This is a genomic window from Acidobacteriota bacterium (assembly GCA_016195325.1).
Lineage (GTDB): Bacteria > Acidobacteriota > Polarisedimenticolia > JACPZX01 > JACPZX01 > JACPZX01.
The window spans coordinates 146,990-163,302 of the sequence record JACPZX010000016.1 but is presented as its reverse complement, the minus strand read 5'-3'; the positions used below and the strand labels follow the sequence as shown (position 1 = coordinate 163,302).

The window sequence follows — 16,313 nt, the reverse complement described above, 5'->3', positions numbered from 1 at the left end:
CAACACCTCGACGGACTTCAAGACCAACCCGCTCCTGCTCGACATCGACGGCGTGCAAGCGACTCTCGACGTCGCCCCGAACACGCAGAGCGTGAGCGTGGTCGGACTGAACGCGGAGTTCGGCGGCTTCGTCTTCGTCTCCGGTAACTTCGGCTTCAGAAAGCAGGTCACTGGCACGGTCACCGAGATCCAGGCTACCGGCTCGATGATCGACGTGAGCCTGAAGGTCGGTTCGGTCTTCGAGGCCGGCGTCAACGACGGGTCGATCGCGCTGTTGCTTCGGTCGGACAGCACGACGCCCGGCGTCACGACTCGCGCGCTGAAGGCGACGGGCGGCGCGTTCCTGACCGCTGGCGACTTCGCGCAGGTCACGATTCAGTCGGCGACGGTGAAGCTGAACAACACGGCGACTGACTTCAAGACCAACCCGCTCCTTCTCGATATCGACGGCGTCCAGGCAACGCTCGATGTCGCTCCGAACACCCAGAGCGTGTCGGTCGTCGGTCTGAGCGCCGAGTTCGGCGGGTTCGTGAACGTCTCGGGCAATTTCGGCTTCAGAAAGCAGGTCAACAGCACCGTCACGGAGATCCAGGCGACAGGCTCGATGATTGACGTGAGCCTGAAGGTCGGTTCGGTCTTCGAGGCGGGCGTCAACGATGGGTCGATTGCGCTGTTGCTGCGGTCGGACTCGACGACCCCGGGCGTCACGACGAAGGCCCTGAAGGCGACGGGCGGCGCGTTCCTGACGGCAGGGGACTTCGCGCAGGTCACGATCCAGTCGGCGACCGTCAAGCTCAACAACACGAACACCAACTTCGCCGCGAACCCGCTCCTCCTCGACATCGACGGCGTGCAAGCGACTCTCGACGTCGCCCCGAACACGCAGAGCGTGAGCGTGGTCGGACTGAGCGCCGAGTTCGGCGGCTTCGTGTTCGTGTCCGGCAACTTCGGCTTCAGGAAGCAGGTCAACGGCACCGTCACGGAGATCCAGGCGACGGGCTCGATGATCGATGTGAGCCTGAAGGTCGGGACCGTCTTCGAGGCCGGCGTCAACGACGGGTCGATTGCCCTCCTTCTTAGAAGCGATTCGACGACCCCGGGCGTCACGACGAAGGCCCTGAAGGCGACCGGAGGCGCATTCCTGACGGCCGGCGACTTCGCCCAGGTCACGATCCAGTCGGCGACCGTGAAGCTCAACACCACCAGCACCGACTTCAAGACCAACCCGCTGACGCTGAACATCGATGGGGTGCAGGCGACGATCGACGCGGCGCCCAACTCCCAGAGCGTGTCGGTCGTGGGGCTCAGCGCGAGCTTCGCCGGGTTCGTGACCATCTCGGGCGACTTCGGGTTCCGCAAGGTCGGCGCCGACGTCGAGGCGGCGGCGGAGCATGTCTCGGCGATTCTGAGCGCCGGCGCGATCCAGGTCGGCGTGACGAACGGGACCCTCGCCCTCGCGATGAACGCGAACGGGACGAAGGCTCTCGAGGCGAGCGGCACGCTGGTGCTCACGCTCCCGGGGAACATCACCGCGAGCGCCCGCGACGTGAGGGTGCAGCTCAACACGACGACGACGAACTATTCGGCCGCGCCGAAGACCATCGACATCGACGGCGTGTCCGGGACGCTCACGAGCGCCCCGGGGGTGCAGGCCGTGCGCGTCCTGGGCGCGGTGCTCCAGATCGAGGGGTTCGTCTTCGTGACGGGGTCGTTCAACTTCGAGAAGGGCGCGACGATCTTCGTGACGCTCAAGGGCGTGGCGCAGTCGGTGCAGGTCTCGGTCATCAAGGTCGGCGTCAGCGACGTGCACGCGTTCGTCGGCACGGGCGGGCCGTACTGGGTGACGGAGGCGAACGGCGCGGTGCGCGCGCCGACGGCGACCGAGGCGGAGGGGGCGCTCGGGATCGCGATCAGCCAGTTCGAGTTCGCGCTCGTCCTGATGAAGCCGACGGACACGGCCGACACGCGGAGCTTCACGGCCCTCAAGGCGACCGGGGCGGCCGAGCTGGTCGGGATCCCGGGGCTGACCCTCAGCGCCGGTGTGTCGGTGAGCGTGAACACCTCGAGCGACAGCGCGGGCGGGACACCCCCGGCGGTCGACTTCAGCCTGCTGCCCGGGCACAAGCTCACCGTGCCTGCCGGCGCGCACTCCATCGACATCGACTTCACCGACACGCTTCTCGAAGCCCAGGGGTTCGCGACGCTGGTGATCCAGGAGTTCGTCACGGTCGCCGCGCAGTTCGCCTTCCGCAAGGGAGCCGAGCAGGACGTGACGCTCTCGGACGGAACTCCACGGCGGGTCAACATCGTCCAGGTCGGCGTGGCGAACGGGAACGTCTTCGTCGGCGTCGGCGGGCCCTACTGGCAGGACAACTCCGGGCCGAACGGCGTCCCGGACGGCGTCATCGACACGTTCGACACGCCGCTCGCAGCCGGCGCGCTCGGCGTCGCGCTCAGCAACGTCACGCTCGGCATGGCGCTGATCAAGCCGGTGATCCCGATGACGGGGCCGAAGCCCACCGAGAGCTTCTTCGCGATCAAGGCGCGGGGCGACGTCGCCATCGTGGGCGTCGACGGCCTCACGCTCTCGGCGCGGTCCCTCACGGTCGAGGTGAACACGTCGAGCGACTCCGCGGCGCCGAACGCCCCCGTGCCGGTCGTCGATTTCACGAAGTTCCCCGGTGGGAAGCTCACGGTGCCGACGGGCGGCGTCTCGGGGATCGACCTCGATTTCAGCGCCCCGCTCCTTCGCGCGAGCGGCTTCGTGACGCTCGGCATCAGCGAGTTCGTCTTCGTGAGCGGCGCCTTCAGCTTCGAGAAGGGGCCGGCGCTGCCTTCGGCGACCCTCTCGGACGGCACCACGAAGTCGAACCTCTCGGTCCTCACCGTGGGCGCGAGCCAGGTGCACGCCTTCCTCGGCACCGGCGGCCCGTACTGGCAGGACAACTCGGGGCCGAACGGCGTCCCGGACGGCGTCATCGACAGCTTCGACACGCCCGCATCGGCCGGCGCGGTCGGCGTGATCGTCGAGAACTTCGAGTTCGGCCTCGCGCTCATGAAGCCGCAGTCGACGGCCGACACGACGAGCTACTACGCGCTGAAGGCGAGCGCCTCGCTCATCTCCCTCGTCGGCGTCAAGGCCGTCAGCTTGAGCGTCGCGAACCTCTCGGTCGAGGTGAACGGCTCGAGCGACAAGAACCCGGCGACCACGGGCGTCCCGCCGGTGATCGACTTCCGCCTGAGCTTCCCGGTCGCCCACGGGCCTCCGGGCCTCGCGATCACGACCGGCCCGGACCCCGATCTCGGCGGTCCGCTGAAAGCCCCCTCCGTCCTCCTCGATTTCGACACCCGAACCCTCAGAGCCCTGGCGATCGACAACCCGTCGGCGACGCAGCCGAACGGCGTCGGCGCCGCGATCTTCGCCGTCGATCTCGACGGCGACCACACGCCGGACATCTCGCTCCAGACCGATTTCTTCTTCGAGCAGACGACGCGCGCCAACGGCTCGCGCGTGACGAAGCTCGCGCTCTTCGACCTCGATCTGAAGCTCGGCTCGCCGGCCGTCATCGACATCCAGGACGCGAGCGGACTCATTCTCCTGACCGATGCGGGGCTCGCCGCCGAGTTCACCGTCGGCGTCAACCTCGATCTCCCCGCCGGCCAGGCGCAGCCGACGTTCAGCCTCCACGGGACGATGTCGCTCGCGATCAACAACACGACGAGCGCAGTCAACGAGGAGTTCAACATCCCCGGCACCTCGAACACCCTCTTCGAGGTCGCCGGCTTCACGGACATCACGAGCCTTCCGGGCTCCATCGGCGCGGCCACCGCGCTTTCCGCCACGTGGATCGCGCACTTCCAGGCCGGCGGCGTGACGCTCGGGGCGGGGGCGACCGTCCGCGCCGTCGCCGCGCAGGGAACCCGGCCGACGCTCTGGCAGGTGCTCGACGGCACGACGAAGTACCTCATCGAGGCGATGCCGGGCGATCCGAAGGGACAGCCCGCGACGGCCGACCATTTCGAGGTCCGGAAGCCTCTGGTCCTGAGCCTTCCCGCCGGCCCGTACGTGCGGCTGAGCGGCACGCCGAACGTCACCATCCGCGTCGGGCAGGCGACGATTCAGGTCTCGGGCGAGTTCGCCATCGAGCAGGTGACCCGGCCGCCGGCGACGCAGGGCGGGCAGCCCGTCAAAATCGTCCGCGTGGGGGTTCGCGAGCTGACGATCGCGGGCTTCGCCGACGAAGGGGGCTTCAACCTCGGCACCGTCACCCTGACGCACGGCACGGGCGGCTTCGTCTTCTTCCAGGACGGGGTGGCCGCGTCGCTGAAGGGGACCTTCAACGTGACGGTCCCCGGCCTCCAGGCCGGCGCCGACATCTTCCTCTCGATCAACACGACGTCGCCGAGCCGCGACGTGAAGGAAGTCATCTCGCTGCCGGGCGGCGACGTGCGGATCGACGCGAAGGCCGGCCGCACGTTCGAGATCGCCATCACCAACCTCGACGTGACGATCGGCGACTTCCTCACGCTGCGAGGCGACTTCACCACGCAGCCGATCCCGGGCGGCAACGTCTACGCGGCGCGGAACGTCCTCATCTTCATCGGATCGCCGGCCCCGCTCCCGGGCGGCGCGCTCGATCCGAAGGCGACCGGAATCCTCGTCAGCGGCGCCAACATCGGCGTCGTCTACTTCGACAAGGGGACCGCCGACAAGTCCGACGACACCTTCGCCCTGAAGGCCTTCGGCACGGTCTCGTTCGTCGGCCTCGACGGCCTGTCGGTCCGCGGCAACGTGGGCGTGAAGATCAACAACACCGGGCTGGCGATCAACCAGTCGGTCTTCTTCCCCGGCGACGATCCGGCGACCGCGCAGCCGTTCCAGATCGTCTTCGCCACCGGCCTCTTCATCGAGCAGGTCGAGGTCGGATTCGATCAGAACGGCCAGGTCGTCGCGGACAACGGCACCGACGACACGCGCCTCACCATCAGCGCCGGCCCGGCGAACGCCCCCGTCTTCCAGATCCGCGGGTCGGCCCGGTTCACGCAGAGCACGCCTACGAGCCCCGTCTCGGTCGACATCCCGAACGCCGAGGTGGCGATCAACACGCCGCAGGGCGGGACCGTCAAGGAGGCGTTCGCGGTCAAGGGGTCGGCCCGCTTCAAGATCGGCGGGAAGCAGGGGTTCCAGCTCCAGGACATCCGCGTCACCGGGTTCTCGGTCTTCGGGCAGCCCGTGAACATCGCGCTCCCGGCGACGGCGCTGCGCCCCGTCACCGCCGACCTCAAGGATCCGTTCGCCGGCGCCCGCATCGACGCGACTGCGATCAACACGCGCGGCACCATCGACGTGGTCTTCAACGACGAGAACTTCGTCGGGCTCGACGCGGGCTCGATCACGGACCCGCAGGCCGAGTTCAACCTCGTAGGGACCTCCGCGCGGAACGTCGCGGTGAACGGCCAGGCCACGCGCATCGACGATCGGACCTTCCGGTACTCGCTGGTCAAGATCAACCCGGCGCTCGACTACTTCCTCGAGCCGACCGACTTCGATCCCACGATCGAGGTTCAGTTCCTGGAGGGCCGCTTCAGCGACGTCCGGGGGGCGACGAACATCGCCGAGACGGAGCTCTTCACCGTCGTCTTCCCGAGCGACACGGGGGCGAAGCCGACCGCGAGCCTCGCGAGCCCCTTCAACGGGGCCGTCGTGAACAAGGGGGCGCAGAACGCCCGCCGGTACGTCGACGTGGCCTTCTCCTCGCCGGACGGGAGCCCTGTCAATCCGGCGACGATCGACGGCGACGAGATCCGCGTGACGATCGCGGGGTCCCTCTTCAACCCGGGCGGGGTCGCGAACGGCAAGTACCGCTTCCAGCGCCTCGGGCCGAACTCCTACCGCTATTTCTTCGACCCGGATCCTCTGAAGCCCCCGTCCAACTTCGCCGACGTCTTCCCGAACGGCGACGTGGTAGTGGACTTCGTCCCGAAGAACGCGGGGGGCCAGGCGGCGTGGAAGACGCAGAGCGGCCTCGAGTCGGGGCGCTCGAAGGGGACCTTCAAGGTCGACAGCGCGACTCAGGAAGGCGGCATCGCGGCGAGCAACGTCTCCGCCGGCCCGGTCACGCTCGAGGGGCCGTCGGTCGGGATCGCCGGGATCGCGTTCAAGCCCGACTTCGGGCCGAACGGCCTCGAGGCCAACCTCGTCATCACGATCGCGATCGGAGTCAACACCGCGAAGCTCAACTTCGGCGGAGGGACGGCGAACCAGACGACGCCTTCGTCGGCCCAGTCGGGGAGCGGCATCACCGCGACGCTGACGGGAGTCCTCGCGAAGTTCGACGTGCAGATCGACCTGCTCGGGCTCATCCAGGGGGCCGGCATCGCCGCCTTCAGCGTGCCGGGCAAGTTCAGCGTCGACGTGGCGGGCCTCGACGTGAACGTCCCCGACGTCGTCCGCGTCACGGGCTCCGGCATCCGCGTCAGCTACGACCCCAACTACAGCGCGGCGAAGAACGGCGGGAGGGCGCAGGAGCTGGTCGTCATCGACCAGGCGTCGATCAACTTCCCGAAGTTCGGCGTCACCGGCATCATCGACTCGTTCATGGGGACGCCGGGGCTCACGATCCGGGACAACGGCTTCAAGCTCGGGACGGCGCTCCTCCAGTTCGGCGGCACGCCGCCTCCGCCCCCGCCGGGCTTCCCGGCCGCGGCCCCGGCGCCGAAGCCCGCCGGCGGCATCAAGCTCGGGAGCCTCATCGAGTTCGATGACCTCCGCGTCGGCGTCCAGAACTTCGACGTCGTCTTCGACGGCTCGAACCCCTTCGCGAACTTCAGCGGGAACATCTTCATCGCGACGGGCGGGGCGAAGTTCCTGCCGGGGCGCCCCGTCAACGCGATCATCAGCGATCGCCTCTCGGGCGAGCCAGCCGCAGACACCGAGGCGGCGCGCGTCACGCTCGAGTTCGACTCGGGGCACGTCAAGGCGCTCCTCTTCAGCGTCGACACCTTCCGCGTGCAGCTCGGAAGCTTCCTCACGCTGAGCGGGCGCGACCTCAAGATCAACACCGGGGCGAAGGGCACCGAGGAGCTGGTCAGCTTCGCCTCGATCGCCGCCGAGGTGACGATCGGGTCTCTCGTCCTCACGGGGGAGGGGAGGAACTTCGCCTTCCTCGGGAACGGCGACTTCCTCCCGAAGCCCGGCTTCGGCGTCATCCTCACCATCGGCTCCGCGACCGGCGACGGCTTCAAGTGGCCGTCGTGGCTCCCGATCAAGATCGACTCGATCGGCATCCAGTTCCGTGACATCCAGCACGATCCGACCGACTTCATCCTGATCCTGTCGGCCAGCGTGAACGGCCTCCAGGGGGTCAGCGGGATCACCTTCTCGGGGGCGGTCGAGGGGATCAAGATCGACGTCGGCAAGCTCCTCGCCGGCGAGTTCCCGATCATCGGCATCGACTCGATCGGCGTCTCGATCGAGGGGAACCTCTTCGGCGGCGAGATCAAGGCGTCGCTGATCGGCGGCATCATCAACCTCGACGCCGGGAACCGGATCATCGACTCCTTCGACGTGACCACGCCCGTGATGAGGCGCGTCTTCTTCATCGGCGTCGAGGGAGGGTTCGAGTTCTCGGGGATCGGAGTCACGATCCGGTTTGCGCTCTCGGACCTCGGCCCCCTCGGGATCTTCATGAGCGTCTCGATCCCGGGCGGCGTCATCCTCGTGCCGCAGATCGGCCTCGCGATAAACGACTTCAGCGCGGGAGTGGACTTCTTCAAGACCCTCCCGTCGATCGAGGACCCCTTCAAGCTGCGAGGCCCCGAGTTCCAGCTCCCGACGGCGCTGACCCCCGAGCAGTGGCTGGCGGGCGTGAAGCAGCAGGTCGTGAACCAGGCGATCGCCCTCTCGAACGGGGCGGCGAACGGGTGGGCGGCGGCCTTCACCTCCCCGATGCTCATCACCGGGGGCGCGAAGGTCTTCGACATTTACACGTCCGAGGAGGTCTTCAACGGCGAGGTGATCATCCGGTTCAGCACCGACGGGAAGTTCCTCATCGTCGGGAAGCTCAACTTCGCCGCCAACAACCTCTCCGTGAGCGGACGTCTCTACGCCGATCTCTCGAAGGTCACGTCGGGGAGGGTGGTCGTCCTCTTCCTCGCGGACGTCCCGGATCAGATCCGGCTCCTCACGATCCACGGAAAGATCAAGATGGGATTCCGGGACGCGACCGGCCAGGAGGTCGCGTTCGACACGGTGATGCCGGAGAGTCCGATCCCGCTCCTGACGGCGTCGGGGCCGCGCGCGGGGGACCGCATCGGTGGGTCCACGCTGAACGGCCGCGGGTACGTCGACGTCACGTTCCCGACCTCGCCCAACGAGAACCTCGCGGCCTTCAACGGGACGCTTGACGTCTCGTCGATCACGGACCCCGACCCGGAGATCGTCGTCATCGGCCAGGGGGGGAGCCGCATCGATCGACGTCGACGTGATGCCGGCGACCGGCACGACGATCAGCGCCGCGACGCTGAAGGCGATCGCGACGCAGGGCAGCGGCGGGGCGATCAGCGTCCGCGCGAAGGGCTCGAACACCGCGACGTTGTTCACGAGCGCCGACGTCCTCCCGGACGGCCGCACGATCCGGCTCTACATGCCGCCGGCGACGGCGCTCGCCTCCGGCGACTACGAGCTGGTGATCGACGCCGACGTCGCCGGGATCGGCAACGCGGCGTCCGTCTCGGGCTTCACCGTCGGCGACGCTGCGGGACGCGTCGCCGGGCCGTTCAACGGACCGTCGATCGACGTCGGCGTGCTGAACGCCGATCAGTTCGATCCGGACGGGAACGGCGACCAGAAGTACTTCGACATCATGTTCGAGGCCACCCCCGGAAGGAACCTCGACTTCGCCTCGATCCTCGACAACCCCGGCGCGGAGTTCACGCTCACCGGCACGGCGCTCCACGGCCACGCCGTCAGCGTCCCGGGGCGCCCGATCCCGATCGCCATGGTGGCGGACGCGAACGGCGTCCTCGACGCCACCGAGGTCAGCGCGGCCGGCCAGGATCTCGACGGGAACGGGATCAAGGGTGAGGAGTCGGACCTGCTGATCCTCCTCGCGAACCAGGGGGTGAGGCGCTTCCGGTACATGCTCGGCGCCTTCGACTACGCCCCGGGCGACCTGGTGGTGACGTTCACGGCGGGCGGGTCGAACGGCGATGGGTGGTTCGAGGACGGCGGCCAGGCCGGCCTCGCGTACCAGCAGGCGTTCAGCGTGGAAGGGCCGACGGCGGTCCTCGTGAACCCCGGGGAAGGCGGCACGATCGACGTCTCGAAGCTGAACAAGAGGAATTACGTTGACGTCGACCTCGCCGCCTTCGGGGCCGTGCCTTCGGGCTTCGACATCGACCCGGCGTCGGTGACCGACCTCGCCCCCGAGCTCAGGCTTTCGGGGCCGGGGGCGGTGGCCGTGCAGCTCGACGCCGATCAGGCGCCGGTGCACCTCGGCCCGATCTCCTCGACGACCTACCGCTTCTGGGTCTCGGGGATCTTCGCCGCCGGCAACGTCACGGCCGAGCCGATCGCCGGGAGCTGGTCGTTCACGAAGTCGCAGGCGCTCTCGCCGGTTCCGGTCCACGTCGTCGACGCGGCCTTCCTGGACGTGACGATCCCGGCGCTGGCTTCTCCCGCCGGCTTCACCATCGACGCGGCGTCCGTCACCGATCTCACGCCCGAGTTCACCGTGACCTCCGCCACGGCCGGGATCACCGTGTCGCTCACCGGGAACAGGGCGCCGACGCGAATCGGGCAGACCGACACGTACCGGTTCCGGTACACGGCGACCGGCCGCACGTTCACGAACAACGGGACGATCCTCACCCCCTTCGACGTGACCGTCACCTTCGACTCGACGGCGTGGTCGTACACGCAGGACGCGCACGCGCCGGCCCCGGTCACCCTGGGCGCCCTGACCGCCACCAACGGGCGCACCTACCTCGACGTCCAGTTCCTCCCGAGCAAGGGAGGGATGCTCGTCGCGGGGCCCACGGGAACTTTCGTCGACGGCGACGAGATCGCTCTCTGGGGGGCGAGCCTCGGGATCCCGGGCGTCTCCTCGGCCCTCGGCCCTGACGCGGCGCAAGGGAAGCTCCTCGCCCTCGGCGGCGACATGTACCGCTTCTTCTTCCAGGCCGACTTCCAGCCGGGGATCCTGAACGTCGAGATCAATGCGGGGACCTTCGCCGACGGCTCGTTCAAGAACACGCAGGCCACGAAGAGCGTCACGATCCTGGGCCCGACGGTGAACCTCGTCGGCCCGGCGGACGGCGCGACGATCGGCCTCGGCTCGCTGAACGACCGCGGCTTCATCGACGTCTCCCTCATCCTCCCCGCCGGCAAGACGCTCGACCTCGACACGGTCTACGACGTGGGCGCCAACGCCTCCGACACGTCGGGGGACGAGTTCACGCTGACGGTGCCGAACGGCAGCCGCGTCGCGCTCGTGCACACGCAGGCGCCGGTCCTCATCGACGCCGCGACGAACACCTTCCGTTACTGGGTGACGGGTGAGTACGACACGACGGCGGGCGGCGCCCTCTCCGTAACGTTTGTGGCCGGGAGCTACAGCTTCACCGACCCTGTCACGAGCGTGCAGACGTCGAACACGCTCCCGGGCCCCGCGATGGCGCACGATCCGACCACGGTCAACGTCACGTACCTCGACGTCCGCTTCACGCCGACCTCGGGCGACGTCCTCGACGAGGACTCGATCCTCGACCCGGCCGCCGAGTTCACGCTGGACGCGCAGGGGGTGGCGCCGGCGGCCTCGTTCGCGCCGCTGCGCCTGACGAACTCGAACGTCTACCGCTACTTCTTCACCGGCGCCTTCGCCGGCGGCACGATCCACGCGGCCTTCGTGACGGACGCCTTCCGCTCGACCCCGGGGGATCAGCCCGGGGTGCTCGACACCGGCGCGGGCGTCGTCTCGAGCGACGCGCACACCGAGAGGTTCGAAGTGCGCCGGCTCGCCGCCGAGCTCGCCGACCCGATTCGGGGCGCGCTCATCGACGCGACGGTGCTGGCGGAGCGAGGGTACTTCGACGTCTCCTTCGCAACGCCTGCCTATGCGTCGCGCCTCGACGTCGCCTCGGTCACCGACGCGGACCCCGAGTTCGTCGTCACCGTGACCAGCTCGACCCCGAGCGGGGCCACTTTGAAGCTCTCGACGTCGGACACCCCCGTGCTGATCGACGCCGCGACCAACACCTTCCGCTACTTCTTCTCCGGGAATTTCAAGGAGGGGCAGCTCCAGCTCGACTTCATCGACGGGAGCGTGACCTTCGAGGACAACGCCGCCAACACCTTCCCCCTCTTCGGCGATCGGAAGGTGAGCGTCCAGAACGACGCCACGGCGAACCACCTGTACTTCGACGTGACGTACGGCGGCCGCCCCGGGAGCGTGACCTTCGCGTCGGCCGCGCTGCCGTTCTCGATCCGCGGGCCTCCGAACAGCACCGTCTCGGCGACCCTCGACAGCACGACCCCGGTCGATCCGAACACCAACACGTTCCGGTACGTCGTGACCTCGGGCGCCGCCCAGGGCGACCAGCTCGTCCTCACGTTCACGGCGGGGGCGTGGCTCTACGACGCCCTGCCTTCCGTCGTCCCGGCCGCGGCGACCCTCACCATCGACGCGGCGCACTCGAACCAGCCTCGTGCCTACATCGACGTCCGCTTCCCGAAGGCGGGCGACGCCGCGATCGACGCCGGCTCGATCCTCGACACGAACCCCGAGTTCACGCTCACCGACTCGACGGGCGGGCTCCTGCTCGACCCGGTGCCGACGGCGCTGAACGACGGCGTGACCTTCCGCTACTACCTCACGCGCACCCTCGCGGCCGGGCGCGTCCAGGTCGACTTCATCGAAGGGTCGTGGACCGACGCCGACGGAAACCCCGGCGCGGCCTCGTCGCAGAGCTTCCGGGTCATCTCGAACACTCCCGTCGGGAACCCCGCGCAGCCGGGGAGCGGCGGCCAGATCTTCTTCATCGAGATGAGCGGCGGCCTCATCGTCGACTCGGGCGGGCTCCTCGACGAGCCGCTCCTCGAGCTCCGCGGCTTCGCGAAGCTCGAGATCGCGCCGGGGCCGTTCTTCAGCCTCGAGGCGTCGGGAACGCTCAGGCTCTTCCGCCTGGGCAACATCGCCTCGGGGGCGGCGAGGTTCGTCCTCGACGCGAGCGCCGGGCTCAACGCGGCGCCGAAGTTCTACGGCATCCTCGTCTTCCAGACGAACCTCGAGTTCCTGGAGACGATCGGCATCACGGCGAAGGGGGAGGCGCGGCTCGAGGTCAACCTGACCGACAAGCTCCAGACCGGATCCCTGGTGCTCGAGGGGATCCCCGGCGACACGCTCCTCGAGTTCCAGAACTTCACGAACAGCAACGGCACCATCTCGTTCGCGAGCCCGGGCGGCCTGCCGACGGGCCTCTTCAACAAGGTGGCCCTCCCCGGGGTCTGGATCGACAGGTTCGGGACGGCGGCCGCGGGCTTCACCCCCATCACGCTGAGCGCGCAGGCGAAGGTCCTCGCGACGACGAAGAAGGGGAACGACGTCGTCACGTGGCGCGTCGAGGACGGGAGCAAGCAGTTCTTCATCCAGAAGGTGTCGGACTCGAAGGGCGATCGGCTGATCATCCGCGGAGAGGAGCAGGCCTACGCCCTCCAGCCCCTCTCGTTCCTGATCCAGCTCGTCGGCGAGTTCACCATCAAGGACCCGCAGGGAGGCGCCGATCCTCTGTTCTCGATTCGGGGCGGCGTGCGGATCCGTATCTCCCGCGACGGCTTCGAGTTCTTCACCGTCGCGCAGCTCCAGCTCGGAGGGAATTCTCTCGCGAAGATCGCCCTCGCGGCGGTGAACCCGGCCTTCGCGCTCCTCAACGAGGTCTCGGTCATCGGCCTCTTCGTCATCCAGACGAAGGCGCCGGCCGGCATCGCGGGGCTGCTGCGAGTCGATCTCGCGGTGGGCGCGAACTTCTCCGACCCGACCGGCGGGGGGATTGGCGGCGTCACCTTCACCGGGACGTTCCAGCTCCTCTTCAACTTCACCGGCGACGAGTTCCACTTCGACATCCCCGCGGTCTTCCTCGGCCTCCTCGACCCGAAGACGCTGGCCCTGCCGATCTTCCACGGCGGCTCCATCGTCCTCCCCGAGTCGGCTCCCGACGCGAACGGGAACGCGAAGTTCGCCGCGGCCGTGAGGTTCAGCGTCAACGCGAACACCGCGCCGGCGGGCCTCCCGACCACGCTCTTCGTCGAGACGAACCTCGCCCCGGCGTGGGTGACCCTCTTCAACAACCGCGGCATCCTGTTCACGGGGACGCCGAAGGTCCAGGCGATCGCCCACGCGGCCGGCAACAAGATCACGCAGTGGAAGGTCTACGACGGGTCCGACCGCTACTACATCAAGTTCGTCGCCGGCGCCACGCAGGCTCTCGACACCCTCGAGATCCACGACGACAGCCCCGGCTTCTACATCCAGCTCCAGGTGGCGGGCGAGCTGAACCTCTTCGATCAGATCACCCTCGCGGGCTTCTTCCAGATCACGCTCGAAGTCAGCGGGATGGGCTTCTCCGAGCTGAGCATCGTCGGCTTCGTGACCGCCGACATCAAGTTCCTGGGGGCGGTCTCGGGATCGATCGCCTTCACCGCGCGCGTCGGCACGGACAACGGACTGTGGGGAAGCGCGGAGCTCATCCTGTCGACGAACGGCACGATCCCCGGCATCAAGCTCAGGGGCGGCTTCGTCCTCGAGGTGAACATCTCGCAGGGCGGGACGGCGCGCGACATCGACGTCTTCAACATCGATCCGGCCACCGGCCAGGTCAGCCGCACCGCCACCACCAAGACGATCCAGCCCGGGATCACCATCCTCATGGGCGGGGAGATGGAGATCGCGGGCTTCCTCACGATCCGCGGAGCCTTCTACTTCCGGTTCAACCCGTTCCAATTCGATCTGGTGGTGATCGTCGACGCCGATCTCATCCTCGGGGATTTCGGGAAGATCCACGTCTTCGCCGGGATGGAGATCAACGCGAACGGGCTCGTGGCGCGGATCGACGTCTCCGCGGGGATCGGCGCCAACTTCGGCCAGGACGTCGGCCTGAGCTTCCAGGCCACGTTCATCCTCGAGCTGAACACCACCGGGACGCCGAAGGGCGTGCCGAGCATCCCGGCCGATCCCGCCTTCCCCGGAATGGCCGGGCAGGCGTCGAAGAATGCGATGATAGATCCCGGCTTCCGGATCTCCATCACCGGGAGCGTCGATTTTCTCGGCTTCGCCTCCGCCGCGGGGAGCCTGACCCTCGCCATCCAGAACGGGAATTTCGAGCTGGCCTTCAACGTCCAGTTCACCCTCGGCCCGATCACCCTCGACGCCGTCGGCTTCGCGGGGATCTACACCGGGGCGAGCCCCGGGCTCGTCATCCGGCTCGCGGCCCACCTCGATCTCACGATCGCGTCGATCATCAAGATCGCCGCGGGGGGCGAGCTGCGGATCAACACGACGAGCATGGCCCGCGACGCGAACGGCGTCATCGTCCCCGCGCACTCCTTCCGGCTCGAGCTGGACGGCACCGTGCGCTTCCTCGAGGTCCTCAAGTTCGACGCGCACTTCGTCATCCAGGTGGGAGGGGACGGCGTCACACCGCTCGCCGTGGGATCCGGGGTCACGGCGAACCAGCTCGTCCTGAGCGAGGGGGACTGGTTCGTCTCCTTCGACGCGTCGCTCGGCTTTTTCGGCCTCGCGTCGCTCAGCGCGAGCGGGTGGTTCGACTCGGCGGGCGAGTTCGACGTGGCCCTGGACGGCGAGCTGGTCCTCGGCACCCGGAGCTTCGGCCTCGTCGGCGAGTTCAACATCCACGCCTACCTGCACAGGGGGTCGGGTGACGGGCTCCTCGCGAGCCAGCCGGCGTTCAAGCTCGATCTCTTCATCAGCGCGAGCGCCGAGGTCAGCGCGCGCCTCTTCGGCATCACCTTCGGGAGCCTCGGCCTCGAGTTCACCTTCCAGATCCTGAGCAACACCGGCGGCTCGGTCGACGTCATCGCCTCGGTGACGGTCAAGATCAAGATCCTCTTCATCCACATCCGCGTGACGGCGAGCTTCAAGATCGGCACGCTCGAGCTCCCGAGGCCGATCTATCTGGCCGGCAACCCGCTCGTCTCCCAGGCCCAGTCGTGGACGCCGGCCAACGTGAACGGCGAGCTGCACCTGAACTCGGGTCTGCGCGGCCCGCTCCGGAACATCGGCACCTCGCCCGACGAGGTCTTCATCATCGACCACGTGGCGGGGAACGCCGCGACGGGCGAGAAGATCCGCGTCACGGCGATGGGCCGCGATCAGACCTTCTCGGGGGTGAAGAGCATCATCGCGGACGGCGACTCCGGGAACGATCAGTTCATCGTGCACCCCGGCGTGCAGGTTCCCGTGCGGCTCGCCGGCGGCGGCGGCGACGACCAGCTCGTCTACCAGGGCGAGGGAGCCGGCACGGTCCTCGGCCCCGACGGCCGCGCGTACAACGCGGTCCTCGAGGGGGGCGACGGCAACGACTACATCGAGACGGGCGGGAACGCGGCGACCGCGTACATGGACGGCGGCGACGGCCGCGACTTCCTCACGCACGGCGGCAGCGGCCCCGCCAGGCTTCTGGGGGGCGCGGACGACGATCACATCGAGGGAGGCCCGGCGGCCGACACGATCGACGCGGGCTCGGGCAACGACGAGATCGACGGGCGCGGCGGGAACGACGTCATCGACGCCGGCTCGGGTGACGATCTCATCCGCTGGGCCGTCGCGCCGATCGTCCTCGGCAGCACGGTGAAGGGCGGCCCGGGGCGCGACTTCCTCGTCGTGAGCGGCACCGCGGGGAACGACAACCTCCTGATCTTCACGCCGTCGAGCCAGAACGTCCGCGTCTCCCAGCGCTCGGGGGCGAACGAGACGGGCGCCGTGCAGGCGAGCGACATCGAGGATCTGATCGTCGACGCCGGCGCCGGCGCCGACAACATCACCGTGGGCCACCTCGGCGGGTCGGGGGTGCAGCGCGCGACCATCGACACCGGCAAGCGGTACATCGACACCGGCCGCACGACGGTCGTCGCCGACGAGGACGGGACCGACGGCGTCGACAACGACGGCGACGGCCAGATCGACGAGGCCGACGAGCACACGAACGTCGTCGTCCCGGTCCTCGACGTCCTCGACGACGGGGCGGCCGACACCGTCACGCTGCAGGGCCTCGACGGCTCCTCGGGCGCGGACGAGTTC

General features: G+C 68.4%; 1 protein-coding gene and 1 pseudogene. Both read left to right on the top strand.

Features of this window, described 5'->3' with window-relative positions; translation table 11 throughout:
- Positions 1-9,085: hypothetical protein (locus tag HY049_03165; protein MBI3447906.1), on the top strand; the 9,085-nt coding region annotated here is incomplete at its 5' end.
- A 4,837-nt stretch (positions 9,086-13,922) separates the two neighbouring features.
- Positions 13,923-15,827 (top strand): annotated as a pseudogene (locus HY049_03160) (hypothetical protein).
- Positions 15,828-16,313: the final 486 nt, after the last annotated feature.